The 20,302-nt window shown below is 72.3% G+C and carries 20 protein-coding genes; 6 read left to right on the forward strand and 14 right to left on the reverse strand.

Going from position 1 to position 20,302, the window contains the following annotated elements:
* The 13 genes from DMB42_RS09410 to DMB42_RS09470 form a co-directional block, all read right to left on the reverse strand.
* Positions 1-496: aldehyde dehydrogenase family protein (locus DMB42_RS09410; RefSeq protein WP_125632782.1), on the reverse strand; the 496-nt coding region annotated here is incomplete at its 3' end.
* Positions 493-1,275, reverse strand: a complete 783-nt coding sequence (locus DMB42_RS09415; protein WP_221762067.1) for a Cof-type HAD-IIB family hydrolase — start codon at positions 1,273-1,275, stop codon at positions 493-495. The genes DMB42_RS09410 and DMB42_RS09415, both read right to left, overlap by 4 nt.
* Positions 1,272-2,075 carry an inositol monophosphatase gene (locus tag DMB42_RS09420; protein WP_125632784.1) on the reverse strand — a complete coding sequence of 268 codons (804 nt, stop codon included), beginning with the start codon at positions 2,073-2,075 and terminating at the stop codon, positions 1,272-1,274. Before DMB42_RS09420 ends, DMB42_RS09415 begins: the two co-directional genes overlap by 4 nt.
* Positions 2,066-2,830, reverse strand: a complete 765-nt coding sequence (locus DMB42_RS09425; protein ID WP_125632786.1) for an HAD family hydrolase — start codon at positions 2,828-2,830, stop codon at positions 2,066-2,068. Before DMB42_RS09425 ends, DMB42_RS09420 begins: the two co-directional genes overlap by 10 nt.
* Positions 2,827-3,924 carry an ABC transporter ATP-binding protein gene (locus DMB42_RS09430; RefSeq protein ID WP_125632788.1) on the reverse strand — a complete coding sequence of 366 codons (1,098 nt, stop codon included), beginning with the start codon at positions 3,922-3,924 and terminating at the stop codon, positions 2,827-2,829. The genes DMB42_RS09425 and DMB42_RS09430 overlap by 4 nt, the downstream gene beginning before the upstream one ends.
* A complete protein-coding gene (locus DMB42_RS09435; protein WP_125632790.1) occupies positions 3,925-5,751 on the reverse strand; it encodes an iron ABC transporter permease in 1,827 nt (608 codons plus the stop codon).
* A gap of 20 nt (positions 5,752-5,771) precedes the next feature.
* Positions 5,772-6,425: a DUF47 domain-containing protein gene (locus tag DMB42_RS09440; RefSeq protein ID WP_221762068.1), complete on the reverse strand. Its 654-nt coding sequence runs from the start codon at positions 6,423-6,425 to the stop codon at positions 5,772-5,774.
* Positions 6,422-7,402 (reverse strand): inorganic phosphate transporter, encoded by a 981-nt coding sequence (locus tag DMB42_RS09445; protein ID WP_125632794.1) that lies wholly within the window; start codon positions 7,400-7,402, stop codon positions 6,422-6,424. Before DMB42_RS09445 ends, DMB42_RS09440 begins: the two co-directional genes overlap by 4 nt.
* Positions 7,402-9,240 (reverse strand): 3D-(3,5/4)-trihydroxycyclohexane-1,2-dione acylhydrolase (decyclizing), encoded by a 1,839-nt coding sequence (gene iolD, locus DMB42_RS09450; RefSeq protein WP_125632796.1) that lies wholly within the window; start codon positions 9,238-9,240, stop codon positions 7,402-7,404. The genes DMB42_RS09445 and iolD overlap by 1 nt, the downstream gene beginning before the upstream one ends.
* Entirely contained in the window at positions 9,237-10,148 is a 912-nt protein-coding gene (locus tag DMB42_RS09455) for a class I fructose-bisphosphate aldolase (protein WP_125632798.1), read from the reverse strand. The genes iolD and DMB42_RS09455 overlap by 4 nt, the downstream gene beginning before the upstream one ends.
* Complete coding sequence (iolC, locus tag DMB42_RS09460; RefSeq protein ID WP_125633800.1) at positions 10,141-11,082, reverse strand: 5-dehydro-2-deoxygluconokinase; 942 nt, start codon at positions 11,080-11,082, stop codon at positions 10,141-10,143. Before iolC ends, DMB42_RS09455 begins: the two co-directional genes overlap by 8 nt.
* 20 nt (positions 11,083-11,102) lie before the next feature.
* Positions 11,103-11,945 carry a TIM barrel protein gene (locus DMB42_RS09465; protein WP_221762069.1) on the reverse strand — a complete coding sequence of 281 codons (843 nt, stop codon included), beginning with the start codon at positions 11,943-11,945 and terminating at the stop codon, positions 11,103-11,105.
* A complete protein-coding gene (locus tag DMB42_RS09470) occupies positions 11,942-12,913 on the reverse strand; it encodes a Gfo/Idh/MocA family oxidoreductase (RefSeq protein WP_125632800.1) in 972 nt (323 codons plus the stop codon). Before DMB42_RS09470 ends, DMB42_RS09465 begins: the two co-directional genes overlap by 4 nt.
* 234 nt (positions 12,914-13,147) lie before the next feature.
* On the opposite strand from DMB42_RS09470, the gene DMB42_RS09475 reads away from it, so the two are divergent.
* The 5 genes from DMB42_RS09475 to DMB42_RS09495 all read left to right on the forward strand — a co-directional run bounded on the left by DMB42_RS09475 (position 13,148) and on the right by DMB42_RS09495 (position 18,592).
* Complete coding sequence (locus tag DMB42_RS09475) at positions 13,148-14,317, forward strand: ABC transporter substrate-binding protein (RefSeq protein ID WP_125632802.1); 1,170 nt, start codon at positions 13,148-13,150, stop codon at positions 14,315-14,317.
* 165 nt (positions 14,318-14,482) lie between these two features.
* Positions 14,483-15,757 carry a phytase gene (locus tag DMB42_RS09480; RefSeq protein ID WP_125632804.1) on the forward strand — a complete coding sequence of 425 codons (1,275 nt, stop codon included), beginning with the start codon at positions 14,483-14,485 and terminating at the stop codon, positions 15,755-15,757.
* Positions 15,758-15,992: 235 nt separating this feature from the next.
* Positions 15,993-16,718, forward strand: coding sequence for a helix-turn-helix transcriptional regulator (locus tag DMB42_RS09485; RefSeq protein ID WP_260477587.1), 726 nt, complete (start codon positions 15,993-15,995; stop codon positions 16,716-16,718).
* 70 nt (positions 16,719-16,788) lie between these two features.
* Positions 16,789-17,418 carry a hypothetical protein gene (locus DMB42_RS09490; protein WP_185844560.1) on the forward strand — a complete coding sequence of 210 codons (630 nt, stop codon included), beginning with the start codon at positions 16,789-16,791 and terminating at the stop codon, positions 17,416-17,418.
* 10 nt (positions 17,419-17,428) lie between these two features.
* On the forward strand, positions 17,429-18,592 hold the full coding sequence (locus DMB42_RS09495) for an FAD-dependent monooxygenase (RefSeq protein ID WP_125632806.1): 1,164 nt from the start codon (positions 17,429-17,431) through the stop codon (positions 18,590-18,592).
* A gap of 42 nt (positions 18,593-18,634) precedes the next feature.
* On the opposite strand, the gene DMB42_RS09500 is transcribed toward DMB42_RS09495, so the two are convergent.
* Positions 18,635-19,165: a hypothetical protein gene (locus tag DMB42_RS09500; protein WP_125632808.1), complete on the reverse strand. Its 531-nt coding sequence runs from the start codon at positions 19,163-19,165 to the stop codon at positions 18,635-18,637.
* Positions 19,166-19,279: 114 nt separating this feature from the next.
* On the opposite strand from DMB42_RS09500, the gene DMB42_RS09505 reads away from it, so the two are divergent.
* On the forward strand, positions 19,280-20,251 hold the full coding sequence (locus tag DMB42_RS09505; RefSeq protein WP_125632810.1) for an alpha/beta hydrolase: 972 nt from the start codon (positions 19,280-19,282) through the stop codon (positions 20,249-20,251).
* Positions 20,252-20,302: the final 51 nt, after the last annotated feature.

The following is a 20,302-nucleotide window of genomic DNA, read 5'->3' on the forward strand; positions in this document are numbered from 1 at the left end:
CGCACGCGATCGCCACCGGGAACATCCACATCGGCACCATCGCCGGGAAGTTGAACGGCGTGATCCCCGCCACCACCCCGAGCGGCTGCCGCATCGAGTACGAGTCCACCCGCGAGGAGACCCCCTCAGAGAACCCGCCCTTGAGCAGATGCGGGATCCCGCACGCGAACTCCACCACCTCCAGCCCGCGCGCCACCTCCCCCAGCGCGTCGGCGTGTACCTTGCCGTGCTCGGCCGAGATCAACGCGGCCAGCTCGTCCCGATGGGCGTCCATCAGCTCACGGAAACGGAACAACACCTGCGCCCGCTTGACCAGCGAGGCGTCGCGCCAGCCCGGGAACGCCGCCGCCGCGGCCGCCACCGCCGCGTCCACCTCGGCCGCCGACGCCAGCGCGACGTGCCCGCCGACCTCGCCGGTGGCCGGGTTGAAGATCTCCGCGGTCCGGCCACCCCCGTCCGTCAGGGCGCCGTTGATCCAATGCTTGACCGACTTCACTGTTCTCCCTCTCCCAGTGCCAGTGCCACCGCGTCCACCAGCGCGCCGTCGGCGCAGGGACGTGCCACCGCGTCCGCGGCGGCCAGGACGTCCGGGTGACCGTCGCCGACCGCGATGCCGACGCCGGCCGCCTGGATCATGTCGATGTCGTTCGGGTTGTCGCCGATGGCGATGACCTGTTCCAGCGGCACCCCCCGCGCCGCGGCCAGCTCGCGCAGGGCGCCGCCCTTGGTCGCCCCCTCCGGCAGCACCTCCAGGTACGTCGGCTCGGACCGGACGGTGACCGTGCCCACGATGTCCACATCCGGCAGACGGTCGCCGATGAGCATGCACTTGGTGATCCCGTCGGGGGGCAGCGCCGCCCAGTCGCCGGGGTCGCGCAGCGTGATGCCGTCCCGCCGGGCGTAGTCCCGCAGTTCGGGCACGTCGTCCACGGCCAGCGCCTCCCCGCCGGAGAACGCGACCGGGTAGACGCCCACGGGCAGCTCGCCGAACAGGCCGAGCAGCGTCTTCCACGCGGTCGCCGGCAGGTGGCGGGAGCGCAGCACCTCGCCGGTCGCCAGGTTCACGGTACGGGCGCCGTTGTAGAGGATGGCCGGGCCGTCCAGGCCCAGTTCGTCGTAGTAGGGACGGGCCGAGCGTTCCATGCGGCCGGTGGCGATGACGACCTCGCCGCCCGCGGCGCGGAAGCGGCGCAGCGCGTCCCGGGCGGCGGGGACCATCGCCAGGTCGCGCCCGACGAGCGTGCCGTCCAGGTCGGTCACGATCCAGCGGATCACGAGGCGCTCCTCGCCCCCGCCACCTCGGCCAGCACCGAGGAGGCCAGGTCGAACCCGCCGACGCAGGCGAGGTAGCCGCCCGGCTCGAAGACGCTGCCGGACAGCGGGATGTAGCGGCCGCCGGCCTGCGTGACCAGCAGGGAGCCGGCCGCGACGTCCCAGGCGTTGACGCGGGTGCCGTAGGCGACGTCGGACCATCCGGCGGCGACGTGGGCCAGCTTGAGCGCGGCGCTCCCGGGCCGGCGGATGGTCGCGAACGACTGGGTCATTCTGGAGAAGCGGCGCAGCGCGCCCTCCTCGTCCTCGGCCAGGTCGCGCGGCGTGGGGTAGCTGGACAGCAGCACCGCCTCGCGGTCGGATCGGGCGCCCGCGCTGCGCAGCGGCTCGCCGTTGCAGACGGCTCCGCCGAGCCAGGCGGTGTACTCGTCGTCGCGCACCGGGTCGTAGATCACTCCGGCCACCACCTCGCCGTCCACGGCGGCGGCGATCGAGGTGCAGAAGAACGGCAGGCCGACGGCGAAGTTGGCGGTGCCGTCGATGGGGTCGACGTACCAGCTGATGGCGCCCTGTCCCCTGGTGCCGCCCTCCTCGCCCACCACGACGCTGTCGGGGCAGAGCCGGTCGAGTACCTCGCGGATGCCGTCCTCGGCCGCCTTGTCGTGCTCGGTCACCGGGTCGTGGAAGTCGCGCTTGGTCTGGATCTCGGGACGGGAGCGGAAGGCGCCGCGCAGCCGGTCGCCGACCGCCCTGGCCGCCTCGGCCGCGACGGCGGCCAGCTCGCGAGAGGTGTTCACGTCCATGTCTCCTCCAGGAGGGTCAGCAGGGCGCGCGGGTCCTCGACCGTGGCCTGAGGGCGCTGCCGCACCCGGTACGGGATCTTGTCGGTGCTCGAAGAGACCATCAGGACGGTCGCCCCGGCCCCGGCCCGGGCGCCGCAGATGACGTCCCGGTCGTAGTTGTCGCCGACATACCAGGTGTCGGCGGGGTCCACGCCCAGGGCGCGGCAGGCGAGCCAGATCATCTCGGGGTTCGGTTTGCGCACGCCGACCTCATCGCTGTAGACCTGCGCGGCCACGAGGTGGTCCAGGCCGCTGCCGGCGAGGTAGTCGCGGTGCACGGTCCCGCACAGGGCGTTGCTGACGACGGCGGGCACGACGCCGTGGCGCAGGCAGGCGTTCAGCAGCTCCTCCATGCCGGTGCGCAGCTTCCTGTCGCTGCGCAGCTCGCCCATGCGCCTGCACAGGGGCGTCGCCTCGACGGTGACCAGCGTGCGGGCCCGCTCCGGCCAGTCCGTGGCGACGAACTCGGCCCAGAAGCGGCGGTGCGTCATCTCCTCCGGCGCGAACTGCCGGGAGGTTGAGTCCTTCCAGAACTTGTCGGCCCGCGCGCCGGCCCGGATGTCGCTCTCGATGTCCTCAGCCGTCAGGCCGTCGAACCCGGTCCTGGCCAGCATCGTACGCACCTCGGCGGCCAGCTCGGCCGCCCAGGACGGCCGCTTGGCGGTCTCGACGATCACGCCGCCGAAGTCGAGCAGCAGCGCCTTGGGGCGGATCACGCGCTCACCTCCGCCCGGTCCCAGGAGGAGATGCGGGCGCCGTCCGCGCCGAACAGGTGGAGCTGCTCGGTCCAGCAGGCCAGCACGTCGCCGGGCGCGGCCCGCACCGGCGTGTACGACAGGGCGAACAGCTCGGTGTCCAGCACGCGCAACCGTACCGTCCAGGATGAGCCCGCCGGCAGCACGGCCTCCACCAGCGCCTCCTCGCTCCAGGCCGCGGCGGGCGGCGCGCCGAGCCGCAGCGCCTCGGGCCGGATGCCGACGGCGGACGGGGTGACCCCCGAGCCGCGCGCCTCCACGAACCGCAGCAGGGACGCGGCCAGCCCGCCGGGCGCGGGCCCGGTATCCACGATCGCCATCGGCGGGCTGCCGACGAACTCGGCGACGAACCGGTTGGCGGGCCGCTCGTACATCTCCATCGGGGCCGCGAGCTGCTGCAGCTCGCCCTCGTTCATGACCGCGACGTCGGTGGCCATGGTGAGGGCTTCGAGCTGGTCGTGGGTGACGAAGACGATCGTCGCGCCGGACTCCTCGTGGATGCGCTTGAGCTCGGCCCGCATCTCCAGGCGCAGGCGGGCGTCGAGGTTGGACAGCGGCTCGTCCAGCAGCAGCACGGACGGGTTGACCGCGAGCATCCTGGCCAGGGCGACACGCTGCTGCTGGCCACCGGAGAGCTGGGAGGGGTAGCGGTCCATGGCGGCGTCGACGTGCACCATCCGCAGCGCCGCCTCGGCCCGCGAGCGCCGCTCGGGGCCCGGGACCTTGCGCATGCGCAGCCCGAACTCCACGTTGTCGCGCACCGACAGGTGCGGCCAGAGCGCGTAGTTCTGGAAGACCAGTCCCATGGCGCGCTTCTCGGGCGGGACGTAGATCCCCTGCTCGACGGAGTCCAGGACGCGGTCGCCGACGGAGATGCTGCCCGCGGTGGGCTGTTCGAGCCCGGCGATCATACGCAACGTGGTGGTCTTGCCGCAGCCGGAGGGGCCGAGCAGGCACATGAAGGCACCGTCGGGGACCACGAGGTCGAGGTTCTTCACCGCGTGGTCGCCGCCGCCGTAGCTCTTGGAGACTGCGCTCAAGGTGATGTTCGGCATCTATCCTCCTAGGCCGGACGCCAGGCTGCTCTTGGTCAGCCGCTGGGTCAGGGAAGTCATGGTGAAGGAGAGCAAAGCGATCATGAGGACGACGCCGTTGGCGAGCTGCGTGTATCCGTAGTCGACCAGGCCGATGGAGAGCGTCGTGAGAAGCTGGGTGCCGGTGGTGGTCAGCATCACGACGATGCTGAGCTCCTTCAGCCCCGAGATGAACGGCAGCACGATCCCGGTGACCAGGGCGCCCTTCTGGATCGGGAAGATGATCCGCCGCATCCGCTGCCACCAGGAGGCCCCGGCGATCTGCGCGGCCTCCTCCGGCTCCCGGCCGAGCTGCATCATCGCCGCGATGCCCGAGCGCGAGCTGTACGGCAGGTGCGTGACCGCCATCACCAGGATCAACAGGAACGTCGTCCCGTACAGCGCCGGGACCGGCCCGCGGGCGACGGCGAACAGCGACAGCGAAGCGGCGGCGAAGGCGATGCCGGGGATGAGGTAGGGCAGGAACGACACCTGGCGCAGGAACCCGGCGATGCGCGGGGCGGTGCCGCGGACCACGACGTACCCGATCAGCAGGCCGGCGACGGCGCAGACCAGCGAGGCCAGGCCGACGATGCGCAGAGAGTTCCACGCGGCCTCCCACAGCTCCGAGCCGCGCAGGATGCCGTGCGGGAACCCGACCGCGCCCGGGAGCCGGTCGGCGATCCAGTAGTCGAGCGTCAGGGTGGACAGGTCCAGCGGGGTGCGGGTGAGCGTGGACAGCAGCAGCGTGAGCACCGGGATCAGCACGCTCACCGCGAAGACCGCCAGGCCCAGCGCGAACGCGGGCCAGCGCCAGCCGCGCAGGTCGCCCAGCCGGTCCATCGCGCCCTTGCCGCCCACGGTGACGAACCTGCGCTGCTCGCGCATCAGCCGCATGTCGGTAAAGACGATCAGCACTCCGATGATCACGATGACGGTGGCGAGCACGGAGGCCACGCCGGTGCTGCGGTCCCTGATCGACTGGAACAGGCCGGTGGACAGCACCTGGTAGTCGGCGGGCAGGCCGAGCACGTAAGGAGTGCCGAACGTGCCGAGCACTCGCCCGACCACGAGCAGCACGGCCGAGGAGAGCGCGGGCAGCATCAGCGGCACCACGATCCGCCGCACGACGACGCGCCGCGGCGCCCCGAGCACCCGGGCCGAGTCCTCAAGCTGCACGTCGATCCGGCGCAGCGCGTTGCCGACCAGCAGCAGCACGAACGGGTAGTAGTGCAGCCCCAGCGTGACGATGATCGGCAGCGGACCGTAGGCGAGCCAGTCGGGGGTGCGCACGCCGGCCGACTCCAGGAAGCCCACCTGCCCGCCGGCCCGCTCGTTCTTGAACAGCGTCAGCCAGGCCAGCGAGAACGTCCACGACGGCAGCATGTACGGCACCACCAGCGCCCCGGCCAGCCACTTGCGCCCCGGCACGTTCGTCCGGGTCACCAGCCAGGCCATGCCGCCGCCGAGCAGCAGCGCGAACAGGGTGGTGCCGACCGCGACCACGAGCGTGTTGACCAGCGGGCCCCAGAACAGCAGGCCGCTGATCTGGGAGCGGAAGACCCGCCACAGGTAGTAGCCGGTCCACTCGCCCGGCTGCTGGCCGGCGTGCAGCTCGTCGCCGTACTGGAGGCGGAAGGCGTCCGACAGGACGGCGATCAGGGGGGCGACGACGAGGTAGGCGAGCAGGACGACGAGGATCAGGCCGAGCGCGGCGGTCGGGTCGTGCCGCACGACCTGGAAGCGGTAGCGGAGGCGGCGCCTTCTCGGCGGGCGTGGCGGCGGTTCCGTCTTGGTCAGGACAGCCATGGGTCTTCCTTCGGGGGGTTTCAGTGGCTTCGCTTGAGCATGGCGTCGGCGAGGGCGTCGGCCGCCTCGCCGAGCCGCCGGCCCACGGCGTCGAGGCGGGACAGCAGCTCACGTTCGCGCAGGGTGTCCATGTCCAGCGGGCCGGCGAACAGCTCGGTGAGTCTGGCCTGGTGGAGCTGGCGGACCCGGCTGCGGGACTTGCGGGTGGCGAGCACGGCCACGGTCACCGAGCCGGGATCGCCGGTGATCTTCAGCAGGGCCCGGTCCAGTGCGTCCAGGCCGTCGATGACGGCGCGCAGCGGCTCGGCGGCGAAGGAGAGATCGGCGGGGCCGAACAGGTCGGCCTCGCGCACGAAGTCCCGTAACTGGTCGAGCACGTCGTCGATCGAGCGGGAGAGCCGGAACAGGTCCTCCCGGTCGATGGGGGTGGCCAGGATCCGTCTCAGAGCCCGGACGAGCTCGGCGCGCGCGGCCTCGCCCTCGTGCTCGACGTCGGCCATGCGGGCGCGGGCGGCGGCCTGCCCGGTGGTGCCCGAGGCGGCCGAGCGGGCCAGCACGGCCCCCTCCCTGGCCACGGCGACCTGGCTGCGGACCAGGTCGATCACCCGCCGTCCGGACCGGCCGCGCAGCTCGTCCCAGGCGCGGGCGAGCCGGCTGGGCCTCCCGCCGCTCACAGCAGCCTCAGCCCGAGCCCGGCCAGGACGCCCAGAGCCATGGACGACGGCAGCGTGACCAGCCACGCCGTACCCATGTTCAGCACTCCCTGCCATCGCACCCTCCTGCTTCCTTCGCTTGCCACCACGCCGACGACGCCGGCCGTCACGGACTGGGTCATGCTCACCGGGCTGCCCAGGGCCGAGCTGCCGAGGACGGCGCCGGTGGCCGCAGTCTCGGCCGAGAGCACGTGCAGCGGCCGGGTGATGACCAGCCCGCGGCCGACCCGGCCGCCCACCCGGGGCAGCGTGGTCAGCGCCCCGGCGAGGAACAGCGCCACCAGCACGGCCATCCAGCCCGGCGCGACATGGACCGGCCCGACCCGCTCCCGCCCGTCGCGGCCCACGTCCAGGGCGACGCTCACGACGGCGATCATCTTCTGGCCGTCGTTGACGGCGTAGGCCAGGCACTGGGCCGCGTAGGCCACCAGGTGGGCGGCCAGCACGAGCCCCGGCATCCGGCGGGAGGACGGCACCCGGCGGGACGCCGTCCCCAGCAGGTAGCCGAGCGCCAGCCCGACCAGCGGGGCGCAGGCCCCGATCGCGAGGACCGTGCCCAGCCCGGCCCAGGCCACCGGCAGTCCCGCACCGAGCCCGGCACCGGCGATGCCGCCGATCACGGCCAGCGTCAGGCTGGTGGGCAGCCCTCTGCCGGTCAGCGCCGCCACGACCACGACGGCGATCACCACGCCGGCCAGGAACACGGCCGCGCCGCCGCGGGAGCCGAGTCCCGCGAGCCCTTCGGTGAAGGTGCGCGCGACCGCGACGCCCAGCACGTACGGCCCGGCGAACAGGACCGTCACAAGCAGCGCGGCGGCCAGCCAGCCGGGCGTGCGCGGGAAGCGCAGGCCGAGCCCGATCAGCGTGGCGCCGTCGTTGGCCCCGCTGATCAGCACGAACAGGGCCGCCACCGCGGCGAAGGCCAGCGTCCAGCCCATCAGAGGTAGGGCCGCTGTTCGCGCTTGGCCTCGTCGTAGCGCTCGCGGGCGGCCCGGACCTCGGGCAGCCCGGACACCTCCGCGACCGGCACGTCCCACCAGGCCTGCGCGCCGGGCCCGCCGCCGGGGACGGGCTCGACATGGACAACGGTGGTCCTGGGCGACTCCTTGGCCTTGACGAGGGCGGCCCGCAGCGCGTCCGGGCTGCCCGCGCGCAGCACGTCGGCGCCCAGGCTCGCGGCGTTGGCGGCGAGGTCCACCGGAAGGGGCTCGCCGTCGAGGTCGCCGCCGGGGCCGCGGCTCCGGTACGCGGTGCCGAGCCGCCGCGCGCCCACCGACTCGCTGAGGTCGCCGATGGAGGCGAAGCCCCGGTTGTCCACCAGGACGATCACCAGCTTGATCCGCTCCTGCACGGCGGTCGCGATCTCCTGCGCCATCATCAAGTACGACCCGTCGCCGACCAGCACGAACACCTCGCGTTCCGGCGCGGCCAGCTTCACCCCGAGCCCCCCGGCGATCTCGTAGCCCATGCACGAGTAGCCGTACTCGACGTGGTACTGCTCGGGATCGCCGGGACGCCAGAGCCGGTGCAGGTCTCCCGGCATCGATCCGGCGGCGTTGACCACGACGCCGCCATCGGCGAGCTCGTTGAGTATGCCGAGCATGACGGGCTGGGTGAGCTCGGCGCCCGCGTAGGTGTGGCCGATCTCGGACTGCCAGGCGGTGGCCAGGGCGGCGTCGCGGTGGGTCCAGTCGGGGTCGGCCCGCCAGTCCAGCTCGTCGAGGGCGCGCAGGGCCGCGCGGGCGTCGGCGACGAGCATGCCGCCCGCGTTCTTGGCCGCGTCGAAGGCGGCGATGTTGACGTTGAGAAACGCGGCCTGCCCGAACAGGGTCCTGGAGGCGGTGGTGAAGTCGGTGTAGCGGGTGCCGACGCCGATGACCAGGTCGGCCTCGCGGGCCAGGGTGTCGGCCGCGTCAGTGCCGGTGTGGCCGATCGCGCCGACCGCGCAGGGATGGTCGTACGGCAGCGCGCCCTTGCCCGCCTGCGTCTCGCCCACCGGCACGCCGTGGTTCTCGGCGAAGCGGGTCAGCTCCGCCCACGCCTGGCTGTACTTGACCCCGCCGCCGGCCACGATCAGCGGGCGGCGGGAGCCGCGCAGCAGTTCCTTGGCCCTGGCCAGCGCGGCCGGCTCGGGCACCGGGCGGGGCACGTGCCACACCCGGCGGGCGAACAGCTCCTCGGGCCAGTCGTACGCCTCGGCCTGCACGTCCTGCGGCAGCGCCAGCGTGACCGCGCCCGTCTCGGCGGGGTCGGTCAGCACCCGCATCGCCGCCAGCAGCGCGGACGGGAGCTGCTCGGGCCGGTTGATCCGGTCGAAGAAGCGCGACAGCGGGCGCAGCGAGTCGTTGACCGACACGTCGTAGGAGCGGGGATCCTCCAGCTCCTGGAGCACCGGCCCGGCGGCGCGGGTGGCGAAGACGTCGCCGGGCAGCAGCAGCACGGGCAGCCGGTTGACGGTTGCCAGCGCCGCCCCGGTGGCCAGGTTGGTGGCGCCGGGGCCGATGGAGGTCGTGCAGGCGAAGGTGGACAGCCGCGAGCGGGTGCGGGCGTAGCCGGCGGCGGTGTGGACCATGGCCTGCTCGTTGCGGGCCAGGTAGTACGGCAGCGGGTCTCGGGTGCCCGCGCCCTGTTCTGCCAGCGCCTGGCCGATCCCCGCCACGTTGCCGTGGCCGAAGATGCCGAGCACGCCGGCGATCAGCCGCTGCTCGGCGCCGTCGCGCTCCGACCACTGGCAGGCCAGGAAACGTACCAGCGCCTGGGCCACGGTCAGCCTCATGAGGCACCTCCTTGCACGAGATCGGGCACGCCGCCCTCCAGCAGGCCGAGCGCGGTGTCCACGGCGGCTCCCACGTCCCCGCCGGGCGGGTAGAGCAGCGCCCGGCCGACCACCAGGCCGCGTACGCCGGGCAGCCGCAGCGCCTTGCTCCAGGACTCGAACATCTCCTCGGAGTCCGGGCCGGAGTCGCCGCCCAGCAGCAACACGGGCAGGGTCGTGGACTCCACCACGCGTTCCATGTCGGGGACGACCGGGATCTTCAGCCAGGTGCGGGCGGAGGTCGCGCCGAGCCCCTGGCCGACGCTGATGGCGTGGATCACCGCCTCGGGCGACAGGTCGTGGCGCACCACGCCCTCCTGGCGCCTGGACCAGAACGGCTCGACCATCGCCATCAGGCCGTGTCCGGCCAGGTCGGTGACGGCCTGACCGCAGCTCGCCAGGGTGGCGACGGTGGCGCTGTCCTCCAGCGCGATCCGGCACAACATCTTGCCGCCGTCGAGGCCCATCGCCGCGATGGAGGGGACGTCGTAGGCGGTGAAGCGGTCGTCGAACTCGAACACCGAGCCGTGCAGGCCGCCGCGGTTCATCGAGCCGATGACGATCTTGTCGTCGAGCGCGCCGAGCAGCAGCAGGTCCTCGACGATGTCGGGGGTGGCCAGCAGGCCGTCCACACCGGGCCTGGCCAGGGCGGTCATGAGCCGGTCGAGCAGGTCGGCGCGGCTGCGCATGGCCATCGGGTGGCCTGCCACGCCGAGCGCGCCGCGGGCCGGATGGTCGGCCGCGATGATGAGCAACTGCTCCCTGCCGTTCCTGAGCGGCCTGCGCCGGCGGGCGGCGGCCGCCTCGGCGACGCGCTCCGGCTGCCAGGCCCGCTGGTCGAGCAGCCGGCGGTAGTCCTGCTCACGCATGCGTGACGGCTCCTTCCGAGAGGGTGGCGGACAGGACGGCCTCGACCTCGTCCGCCGTGGGCATCGCGGGCGCGCATGCCAGGCGCCCGGCGACGATCGCGCCCGCCGCGTTGGCGAAGCGCAGGGTGCGCTCCAGCGGCCAGCCTTCGAGCAGGCCGTGGCACAGGGCGCCGCCGAAGGCGTCGCCGGCCCCGAGCCCGTTGACGACCTCGACGGGGATGGGCGGCACCCGTACGGTCTCCGTGGCGGTCATGCCGAGCACGCCGTCGGCCCCCTGCTTGACGACGGCCAGCTCGACGCCGGCGGCCAGCAGGGTCTCGCCGGCCGCGCGCGGGTCGCGGGTGCCGGTGGCAACCTCGACCTCGTCGAGGTTGCCGGCCGCGACGGTGACGTGCGCGAGCGCCTCTCGCACGCGTTCGCGGGCGGACGCCGCGTCGGCCCAGAACATGGGCCGGTAGTCCAGGTCGAGCACGGTGTGCCTGGCGCGCCCGCGGGCCCGCCAGGCGGCCAGGTGGGCGGCATGGGAGGGCTCGGCCGACAGCCCCGTCACGGTGGCCCAGAACAGCCGCGCCCCGGTGACGGCCGCCGGGTCGAGGTCGCCGGGCGCGATCTCCAGGTCGGGCGCGTCCTGGCGGTAGAAGTAGAGCGGGAAGTCGTCGGGCGGCCTGATCTCGCAGAACGTGACCGGGGTCGGCCGACCGGGCGCGACGCCGACCAGGCTGTCGTCCACCCCGTACGAGCGCAGCGCGTCGCGGACGAACGCGCCGAACGGGTCGTCGCCGGTCCGCGTGATCACGCCGCTGGAGTGGCCGAGGCGGGCGGCGGCCACGGCCACGTTGGTGGGGCTGCCGCCCAGGTACTTGCCGAACGTCTCCACGTGCCGCAGGGACACGCCGCTCTGGAGCGGATAGACGTCCACGCCCACCCGGCCCATCGTCAGCACGTCCAGGGCGCTCACGCCAGGCCCCGCAGGAACGCCACGCCCGCCCGTACGTCGTCGGCCGGGCCGGCGCCCGCCGGGGGCTCGGCGTCGAGGACGACGTCCTGCTCCATGACGTACCAGCCGTCGTACCCGGCGGCGGTGAGGCGTTCGACGATGCCCTTGACGTCGACGTCGCCGAGGCCGAGGCGGCGGTAGATCCCGGCGCGGACGGCGTCGGTGTAGGTCAGCTCGCCGGCCCGGACGCGCCCGGCGAGCTCGGCGTCGACGTCCTTGAGGTGCACGTGGGCGACGCGGCCGGGGGCGCGGTTGACCAGGTCGAGCGGGTCGCCGCCGCCGATGAGCAGGTGGCCGGTGTCCAGGCAGAGCGGGACGGCGCTGCCGGCGAGCACCCGGTCCACCTCCTCGCCGGTCTCGACCATGGTGCCGACGTGGGGGTGCAGGCAGAGCGCGCGGCCTGCGTCCGCCGCCTCGCGGAAGGCGCGGTCGAGGTTGCCGAGCAGGGTGCGCCGGCCGGTGTCGTCCAGCTCGGGGCGGGTGTCGTAGCCGTCGGCGCCGGTGGCCGCGGCCAGCACGACGACCACGTCCGGGTCGAAGGACTCCCAGGTGGCGCGCAGGCCCGGCAGCGGGTCGTGGCCGGGGTCGTGCAGGACGGCTGGGACGAAGCCGCCCACGGCCCGCAGCCCGTACCGGCCGAGCAGGTCGCGGTCGGCGGGCAGGAAACCCTCGGGGCCCAGCTCGGTGGCGGTCAGGCCCAGCCCGGCCATCTCGGCGAGCACCCGGTCGGCGGTGAGCTGGTGTCCCCATCCGGGCACCTCGCACACGCCCCAGGAGATGGGTGCGGCGGCGATCCTCACTTGGCCACCTCCAGGACCCGCACCGGACGGCCCTCGCGGCGCGCCAGGTCGGCGGCCTCGGCCAGGTAGAGCGCGGCCAGGGCGTCGCGGACGGTGCAGGGGCTCTCGCTCTCCCCCCTGGCCATCGACAGGAACGCGCTCATCTCGGCGACATAGGCGGCCTCGAACCTGCTCTGGAAGTCCGGCCACGGCGGGCCGTCCGGGCTCAAGCCCTCGGCAGAGCACAGCGGGGTGCGGTCGCCGAGCCCGACGGCGCGGGTGCCGAGGGTGCCGGCCAGCTCCATCCGCACGTCGTAGCCGGCGCCGTTGTAGCGGGAGCCTTGCAGGGTGACCAGGGTGCCGTCGTCCATGACGATCAGGGCGGCGCTGGTGTCGACGTCCTCGGCGGCGGCGAAGTACGGCTCCCCGCGGTTGGCGCCGACGGCGTGCACAGTGTCCGCCTCGTGGCCGGTGACCCAGCGCAGGATGTCGAAGTCGTGGATGTGGCAGTCGCGGAAGATGCCGCCGGACTGGGCCACGTACTCGGCGGGCGGCGGCGCGGGGTCGCCGGTCAGCATGTGGACGCGGTGCAGTTCGCCGAGTTCGCCCGCCAGCAGCGCCTCGCGGGCCGCCCGGTAGCCGGCGTCGAAGCGGCGCTGGAAGCCGATGTGCACGCTGATCCCGGCCCGCTCGACGGCCTCGGCCACCCGCAGGGTCTGCGCCACGGTCGGCGCGGCGGGCTTCTCGCAGAACGCCGGGACGCCCACCTCGCAGGCCCGCAGCAGCCCCTCGGCGTGGGCGGAGGTCGGCGTCGCGATCACCACCGCGTCCGCGTCGAAGGGATCTCCGGTCCGGGCGCCGAGCCGCCGCGCCACCTCCTCCGCTCTTGTCCCGTCCACGTCGGACACGACAAGCTCGTCAACCAAGGTGGCCAGGGTTGTGGCATGGAACATGCCTATACGCCCAAGGCCCAGCAGACCCACACGCATGATCGCTCCTCATCCAGGGGCCTTCAGTTCTAGATGAACAAGAGATGAACAGTCAAGACTTTGTCCTGACATAAGGATGAACTGTCGTAGCTGGGACGCGAGGCCATGGCTCGGCCTCTACGTAAGAATGTCTTGACAAATTATTCACGTGACGTTCATCGTGAGCACACAATGGCGCCGGTCGGGGCTGGCGCGGCGCCCGCGAACCCGAGAGGCAAGAGGAGTGACGCCACCATGAGGCGTACCGGGAAGATCATCTCCATGGCGTTGCTGGCGACCGCCGCCGTGGCGTGCGCGCCCTCCACGGCCGGGGGAGGACCGTCGGCGGCGGCGACGGCCAAGGCGCTGCCCGGCCCGTCGCTCGACGCCGACGCCGACCTGGTGGCGCTGGTCGCCGCCGCGAAGAAGGAAGGCAGCGTCCTGGTCTACGACTCCAGCGGCGACATCGAGGAAGTGGCCAAGGCGTTCACCGCCAAGTACGGCATCGCCATGGAAGGGGTGAAGTCGGACACCCCGCAGACGGCCGAGAAGATGACCAGGGAGCACGCCGCGGACAACGTCACCATCGACGCGGCCATGTACGAGGACGGCGGCGTCCTGGTCGGCCAGCTCGCGCCGCAGGGCGTGACGCAGACCTGGATCCCCGGGGACCTGAAGGACCAGATCCCCGCCGAGAACCAGAACCCGCTGCTCGCGCTCTCCAAGGCGACGGTCTTCGGCTACAACACCAGGCTCTCCCCCGGCGGCTGCCCGGTGAAGAACGTCTGGGACCTGACCGATCCCGAGTGGTCCGGCAAGCTGGTCATGCAGGACCCGCTCGGCAAGCCGACCGTGCTGTCGTTCTTCACCCAGCTCGACGCGTACGGCAACCAGAAACTGGAGCAGGCCTTCCAGGCCAAGTACGGCAAGCCGCTGAAGACCGAGGAGAAGAGCGCCGCCCTGGAGTGGATCAAGCGGCTGTCGCTCAACAAGCCGGTACTGACCGGCTCGGACGAAGACATCTCCGCCGCCGTGGGCGCGCCGGCCGCCACGGACAAGAAGATCGGCTTCATGTCGATCTCGAAGTTCCGCAACAACGAGGACAAGGGCTACCACCAGGCCGCCTGCGAGGGCATGACCCCCTTCGTCGGCTTCAGCTACCCCAAGTACGCGGCGATCGCCGCCAAGAGCAGGCACCCCAACGCGGCCAAGCTGTTCGTGCACTTCATCATGTCCGAGGAAGGCGTCAAGCACGAGATCGGCGAGGGCGGCATCTCGGGCAACAGCACGGTCAAGCCGCTGGTCACTCCGCCCGGCCTGTCCGACTGGCAGGGTCAGCTCTTCCACACCGACCCCAAGGGCCTGCTCGGCGACCTGCGGAACCGCCAGGCCATGTCCGACTTCTGGCGGGTCAACCGGAGCTGAGAACGACCGAGGCCCGCCCGGCCGGGAAGACCCCCGGCCGGGCGCTTCGGCATGCCCTGACATCAGCCTAAGACTTAATGTCCTGACATAACGATGACCTATTGATTTCTTGTTAGCCTGTCGTTACGTTTTTGGCAACATCACCACCCCGAACGAGGAGGCGCAATGCGTCCCCTGCCCAGGCTCTCCCTGGCAGCCCTGATGTTGACCGTGTTAGGCGGGATCGCCGTACCCGCGACGGCTTCCGGCGTGTCGACCGTGTACCCCGAAGTCGAAACCCCCTCCCTCTACGACGACGAGGCCGGCGGCGACGCCAACGGCGACGACCCCGCGATCTGGGTGGACCCGTCCGACTCCGACGACAGCGTCGTGATCGCCACCGCCAAGAAGGGCGGCCTGTACGTCTACGACCTCGACGGGCACCAGCTCCAGCACCTGCCGGCGCCCGCCGCCCCCGGACCGGACGATGAGGCCGGCCGCTTCAACAACGTTGACGTCGCCTACGGCTTCGGCGGCAGGGACCTGGCGATCGTCTCCGACCGTGGCCGGGACACGCTACGCATTTACGCCATCTCGCACGGCCACCTCACGGACGTGACCGACCCGGCCGCGCCGTTCGTGTTCAACGCCACCCAGCAGCAGGTCAACGACGCCGAGACGGCCTACGGCCTGGCCGCCTGGAAGGACTCGACCGGCACGTACGCGCTGGTCAGCCGTCGGCACAAGACCTCGGTCGGCCTGGTCAAGCTGCTGGCCAAGCCGGGCGGCAAGATCGGCTACCAGCTCGTCAGGACGCTCACCCTGCCCGGCTCCTTCAGCCTGCCGAACGGCCAGACCTGGTCCCCCTGCCTGGAGCCGGACGAGCAGGCGCAGGTCGAGGGCATGGTCGTCGACCAGCAGCGGGACGTGCTCTACGCTGCCCAGGAGGACGTCGGCATCTGGCGGATGCGGGCCGACCTCACCGGCACGCCCGTCCTGGTGGACAAGGTCCGCGAGTTCGGCGTCCCGGGCACCTACGACCCCACGACCGAGGAGTGCACCCCCGGCGCCGACCCCGGCTACGGCGGCACGCACCTCACCGCGGACGCCGAGGGCCTGACCATCTACTACCGCGAGGACGGCAAGGGTTACCTGCTGGCCTCCAGCCAGGGTGACAACACCTTCGCCGTCTACCGCAGGGAAGGCTCCAACGCCTACCTCGGGCAGTTCCGGATCGGCGAGGCGAACGGCATCGACGGCTCGGAGGTGAGCGACGGCTCGACCGTGCTCAACGTGCCGCTGGGCGAGTTCGACGAGGGCATGTTCATCGCCCACGACGGCGTTAACACGCCCGCCACGGCGGACCGGGAGAACACCAACTTCAAGTTCGCCGGCTGGGGCGACATCGCCGACGAGCTGGACCTGGACGTCGACACGGACGGCTGGGACCCACGCGACTGACCCCCTCGCCCCCACGCGACTCACCCGCTCGCACCCCACGCGACTCATCCCACGCGACTCACCCCGCCGGACCCGCGCGACCGCCCCTGCCCGGCGGTCGCGCGGCCGGGGCGCCGCCCGATCGGGCGGCGCCCTTCGCGATTTGGGCATCCTTCTGCGATTTGAGCATCCCTTCGCGATTTGGGCATCCCTCCGCCCGCCGGACAAAATAGGAATCCGCCCGCGGAGGAGGCATGTGAACGAGAGCCAGTCCCTGGACCAGCTCGCCCGCCGGTTGGAAGAGGTGGTCGGCGAGCTGCGCGGCATCCCGGTGGACGTCGAGCGGCTGGAGGACCCCGAGCTCATCCAGCGGCAGATCCTGCGGGCCTCAGGCGCGGCGGACGAGCTGCGCGCCATGCACCCGGTGGGCTCACGCGAGCAGGGCCGCGACGAGCAGCGCAGCCGGCGTACCGTCCTGGACGCCCTGCGCGACGGCCTGGCGATGCGCACCATCGTCCATTCGAGCCTGCTGGACGACCCTCGCAAGGCGGCCCGGATCAGGGAGCTGCACGCCGCCGGCGACCTGCACCGGGTCATCGACGAGCCGATCCAGCAGCTCCTCATCTTCGACCGCTCCGTGGCGTTCGTCCGGATCACCCCGCTCGCCTACACGCCCGGGGCGCTGATGATCAGGCAGCAGGGGCTGATCGCCACCCTCATCGACCTGTTCGAGCACGCGTGGGCCCGGGCCAGGGAGGTCACCGAGCCGGCGTACCGGCTGTCGCCGCGGGAGCGGGAGGTGCTGGCGCTGATCGCCGAGGGCCGGTCCAACAGCGCGGTGGCCCGCACGCTGTCGATCACGGAGGCGGCCGTCGGCAAGCACGTGGCCTCCGTGTTCGCCAAGCTCGACCTGCCCGCCACCGAGGACGACAACCGGCGGGTGCTGGCGGTGCTGGCGTACCTGCGCGGCTCGGCGAGGTAGGGCCAGGGCTACCCCGGCCTCGTCCCAGCCCCCGTGTGCGCGGGTCGCCCGGAGCACTTCGATGGACCTCATGCAGCGAATGACTGGATTGCTGGTCGGCGCGGTGTTCGGCGCGGTGTTCGTCGTCGTCAACGCGCGCGGCCCCCTCGACCCCGTGACCGCGAACGTCCTGCGGGCGGCCGCCTGCCTGGCGGCGGCGGCCGTGCTCGCGATGTGGTTCCGTACCGCCCGGCGGGAACGTCCGGGCCGGGCCGCCCCGGCCGCCCGGCGGGGCATGTTCGGGGCCGGTTACCTGGCCGTGGTCGTGGCCGAGGCGGTCCTGCTGTTCGGCGGGCTGCGGGTGCTGGCCGCCCTCGGACGTCCCGAGGAGGGGAACGTCGGGTGGGTCGCGTTCGTGGTGGGCGTGCACTTCGTCGCGCTGGCGCCGATCTGGAAGGACTGGAGCATCGCGGTGCCCGGCGTGGCGCTCACGCTGCTCGGCGCCGGGGGGCTCGTGCTGGCGGCCACGCCGGCGGTGGCGTGGGTGCCGATCGTCAGCGGGGTGCTGTCCGGCGTCGTGCTCCTGGCCGGCAGCCTCACCTTCGGCTGGCGCGGCCTGGCCCGGCCCACGACCTGCCCCGGCCGGCGGGCGGCGCGCCTCCTTCTCTCACATCGACCACCTGATACCCTCTGTGATGAATTGATTACTTTCTGTCGCTAGGGGAGCTAGTGTGAAGGTCGCCTGCGTCGGCGGTGGTCCCGCCAGCCTGTACTTCTCGATCCTGATGAAGCGCGTCGACCCGTCCTACGAGATCACCGTCCACGAGCGCAACCCGGCCGGGTCGACGTACGGCTGGGGTGTGACCTACTGGGACGACCTGCTCAACAACCTGCGCGCCGCCGACGCCGAGTCGGCGGACGTCATCAGGGAGAACTCGATCCGCTGGGACAGCTGGGTCACCCACGTCCAGGACCGCGCGACGGTGACGCTGTCGGAGTCGGACGAGGGCTTCGGCATCTGCCGTCACCGCCTGCTCGACATCCTCGCCGACCGCGCCCGCCCCCTCGGCGTGCAGGTCGAGTACGGCCGCGAGATCACCAGCCGGGACGAGCTGGACGCCGACCTCGTCGTCGCGGGCGACGGCATCAACAGCGTGCTGCGCGAGCGCCACGCCGACCACTTCGGCTCCGAGGTCGCGGTCGGCCGCAACCACTACATCTGGCTCGGCACCACCAAGTTCTTCGACTCCTTCACCTTCGCCTTCGTCGAGACCGCGCACGGCTGGATCTGGTGTTACTGCTACGTCTACAGCGACGACCACAGCACGTGCGTCGTCGAGTGCTCCCCCGAGACCTGGAAGGGGCTCGGCCTCGACCAGGCCTCCCAGGCCGACGGGCTGGCGCTGCTGGAGAAGCTGTTCGCCGACATCCTCGACGGCCATCCGCTGATCGGCCGGGCCAACTCCGACGGCAGCGCCAACTGGCTGAACTTCCGCACCCTGACCAACCGCACGTGGTACCGCGACGACCTCGTGCTGCTCGGGGACGCCGCGCACACCACCCACTACTCCATCGGCGCGGGCACCGCCCTGGCCTTCGGGGACGCCGCCTTCCTGGTCAACGCGCTACAGGCGGAACCGGAGCTGGAGGCCGCCCTGGCCCGCTACGACCGCGAACGCCGTTCGGCGATCCGCCCGCACCAGAAGTCGGCCCGCTACAGCGCCCAGTGGTACGAGAACCTGCCGCGCTACATCGGCTACCCGCCGATCCAGATGATCGCGCTGCTCGGCCAGCGGCACTCCGCGGTGCTCCCGCACGTGCCGCCCCGCCTGTACATCATGGCCGACCGCGCGATGGGCTGGATCGGCGGCGGCAGCGGGTTCGGCAAGCGCTGACCAGAGGGCCGGCCCCTCCGGTCGGCGCCGCCCGGCCGTGGATCAGGGGAAGTCCTTCGGGTTCACGGGGCTGGTGCGCGCGTTGCCGCCCCTGATCGGGTTGAGGGTCAGGGTCCAGATGGTGTACTGGGTCGAGGTCGTACGGAACCGCAGCCGGTTGTTGAACTTCTGGTACGTCGCGGCCCTGGTGAAGCGGCCCTTCGACGTGCTGAACCGGTAGCCGGTCGTGAAGAAGATCCGGTACGTGCCGTCCCTGACGTCCTTGATGCGGGCCGTGGATCTCGCCCGCACGTAGATGCTGACCGCCTTGGCCCGGCCTCTGACGATGGTGACGACGCCGTCCTTGGACGTGCCGTTCTTGATCTTGAGTACGCCGTTGCCGCCGCTGATGCGGTCGTAGATGATCCGGCCGTTGGACGGGCGGGAGGCGGCGGCCGACTGTGTGACGGAGGCGGTCTCCAGGCCCGACGTGGCAGCGCCGGCCGGGGCGGAGGTCAGCAGCGCGCCGGTCAGGGCGACGGCCGCGACGAGCCCGGCACGTAACGGGGTCGCTTCGAGGAGTCTTCTCACCATGGTCATCTCCTTGGGGGGCACGGTCAGACTGATCGCGTACCCGTGTATATCAGGACAGATAGCTTCTACACTCGTAGACTTTAAACCGCCCGTACACCTCCGAGAGGCGGCACGATGAGCTACGTCCCCGTTCCCTACGACCCTGAGCTGGCGGAAGGTCTCGCGGCGTTCCTGGCGGCGGTCGAGAGCGTCCCGCTGCGCGCGGACACCATCCTGCGCAATCGCGAGATCTTCGCCGGGCTGATCCCGCCCATGGAGGAGATCGTCGGCGGCCGGCCCGTCGAGTGGTGGGACGTGGACGTGCCCGGCCCCGAGGGCGCCCCCGACGTCACCCTCACCGTCGTACGTCCCAAGGGCGGGCCCGCGCCGCCCGGGGCGGCCGTGTACGAGATCCACGGCGGCGGGATGATCCTCGGCACCCGGTTCTTCGGCATCGAGAGCCTGATCCAGGCGGCTCTGGACCACGGCATGGTGGGCGTGACGGTCGAGTACCGCCTGGCTCCCGAGCACCCGGCCCCGGCGGCGGCCGAGGACTGCTACGCGGGCTACCTCTGGACCGCCGGGCACGCCGGCGAGCTGGGGTTCGATCCGGGCCGTCTGGTCGTATCCGGGTTCAGCGCCGGGGGCGGGCTCACGGCGTCCGTCGGCATCCTCGCGCGCGACCGGAACGGCCCGGCCGCCGCCGGCCTCTACATCGGCGCGCCCATGATCGACGACCGGAACTCGACCGTGTCCAGCCACCAGTACGACGGCATCGGCGCCTGGGACCGCAACAACAACGACACCGCCTGGACCGCCCTGCTCGGCGACCGGCGCGGCGGCCCGGACGTGTTGCCGCACGAGGTCCCGGCGCGGGCGGCCGACCTGTCGGGACTGCCGCCGGTCTTCATCGAGGTCGGGGCGGCCGAGGTGTTCCGCGACGAGGCGGTCGAGTTCGCCGGCCGCGTCTGGGCCACCGGCGGGCAGGCCGAGCTGCACGTGTGGGCGGGCGGCCACCACGGCTTCGCGAGCACGCCCGGCGCCCGCGTCTCCCGCGCCGCCCTGGAGGCCAGACACTCCTGGTTCCAACGCACCCTGGGCATCTGAGGTGGGGGCGTCCCGGAGGCGAAGGCAGGCGGCGGGACCGGACCCCGGGGG

The organism is Nonomuraea sp. WAC 01424 (assembly GCF_003947315.1).
Taxonomy (GTDB): Bacteria; Actinomycetota; Actinomycetes; order Streptosporangiales; family Streptosporangiaceae; genus Nonomuraea; species Nonomuraea spiralis.

Bases quoted from the DNA above. Each gene is read 5' to 3' on its own strand.
- DMB42_RS09420 (WP_125632784.1), bottom strand. From the start codon at position 2,075: ATGGACGTGAACACCTCTCGCGAGCTGGCCGCCGTCGCGGCCGAGGCG.
- DMB42_RS09430 (WP_125632788.1), bottom strand. From the start codon at position 3,924: ATGCCGAACATCACCTTGAGCGCAGTCTCCAAGAGCTACGGCGGCGGC.
- DMB42_RS09435 (WP_125632790.1), bottom strand. From the start codon at position 5,751: ATGGCTGTCCTGACCAAGACGGAACCGCCGCCACGCCCGCCGAGAAGG.
- DMB42_RS09445 (WP_125632794.1), bottom strand. From the start codon at position 7,402: ATGGGCTGGACGCTGGCCTTCGCCGCGGTGGCGGCCCTGTTCGTGCTG.
- iolD (WP_125632796.1), bottom strand. From the start codon at position 9,240: ATGAGGCTGACCGTGGCCCAGGCGCTGGTACGTTTCCTGGCCTGCCAG.
- DMB42_RS09455 (WP_125632798.1), bottom strand. From the start codon at position 10,148: ATGCGTGAGCAGGACTACCGCCGGCTGCTCGACCAGCGGGCCTGGCAG.
- iolC (WP_125633800.1), bottom strand. From the start codon at position 11,082: ATGGGCCGGGTGGGCGTGGACGTCTATCCGCTCCAGAGCGGCGTGTCC.
- DMB42_RS09470 (WP_125632800.1), bottom strand. From the start codon at position 12,913: ATGCGTGTGGGTCTGCTGGGCCTTGGGCGTATAGGCATGTTCCATGCC.
- DMB42_RS09475 (WP_125632802.1), top strand. From the start codon at position 13,148: ATGAGGCGTACCGGGAAGATCATCTCCATGGCGTTGCTGGCGACCGCC.
- DMB42_RS09480 (WP_125632804.1), top strand. From the start codon at position 14,483: ATGCGTCCCCTGCCCAGGCTCTCCCTGGCAGCCCTGATGTTGACCGTG.
- DMB42_RS09490 (WP_185844560.1), top strand. From the start codon at position 16,789: ATGCAGCGAATGACTGGATTGCTGGTCGGCGCGGTGTTCGGCGCGGTG.
- DMB42_RS09500 (WP_125632808.1), bottom strand. From the start codon at position 19,165: ATGGTGAGAAGACTCCTCGAAGCGACCCCGTTACGTGCCGGGCTCGTC.
- DMB42_RS09505 (WP_125632810.1), top strand. From the start codon at position 19,280: ATGAGCTACGTCCCCGTTCCCTACGACCCTGAGCTGGCGGAAGGTCTC.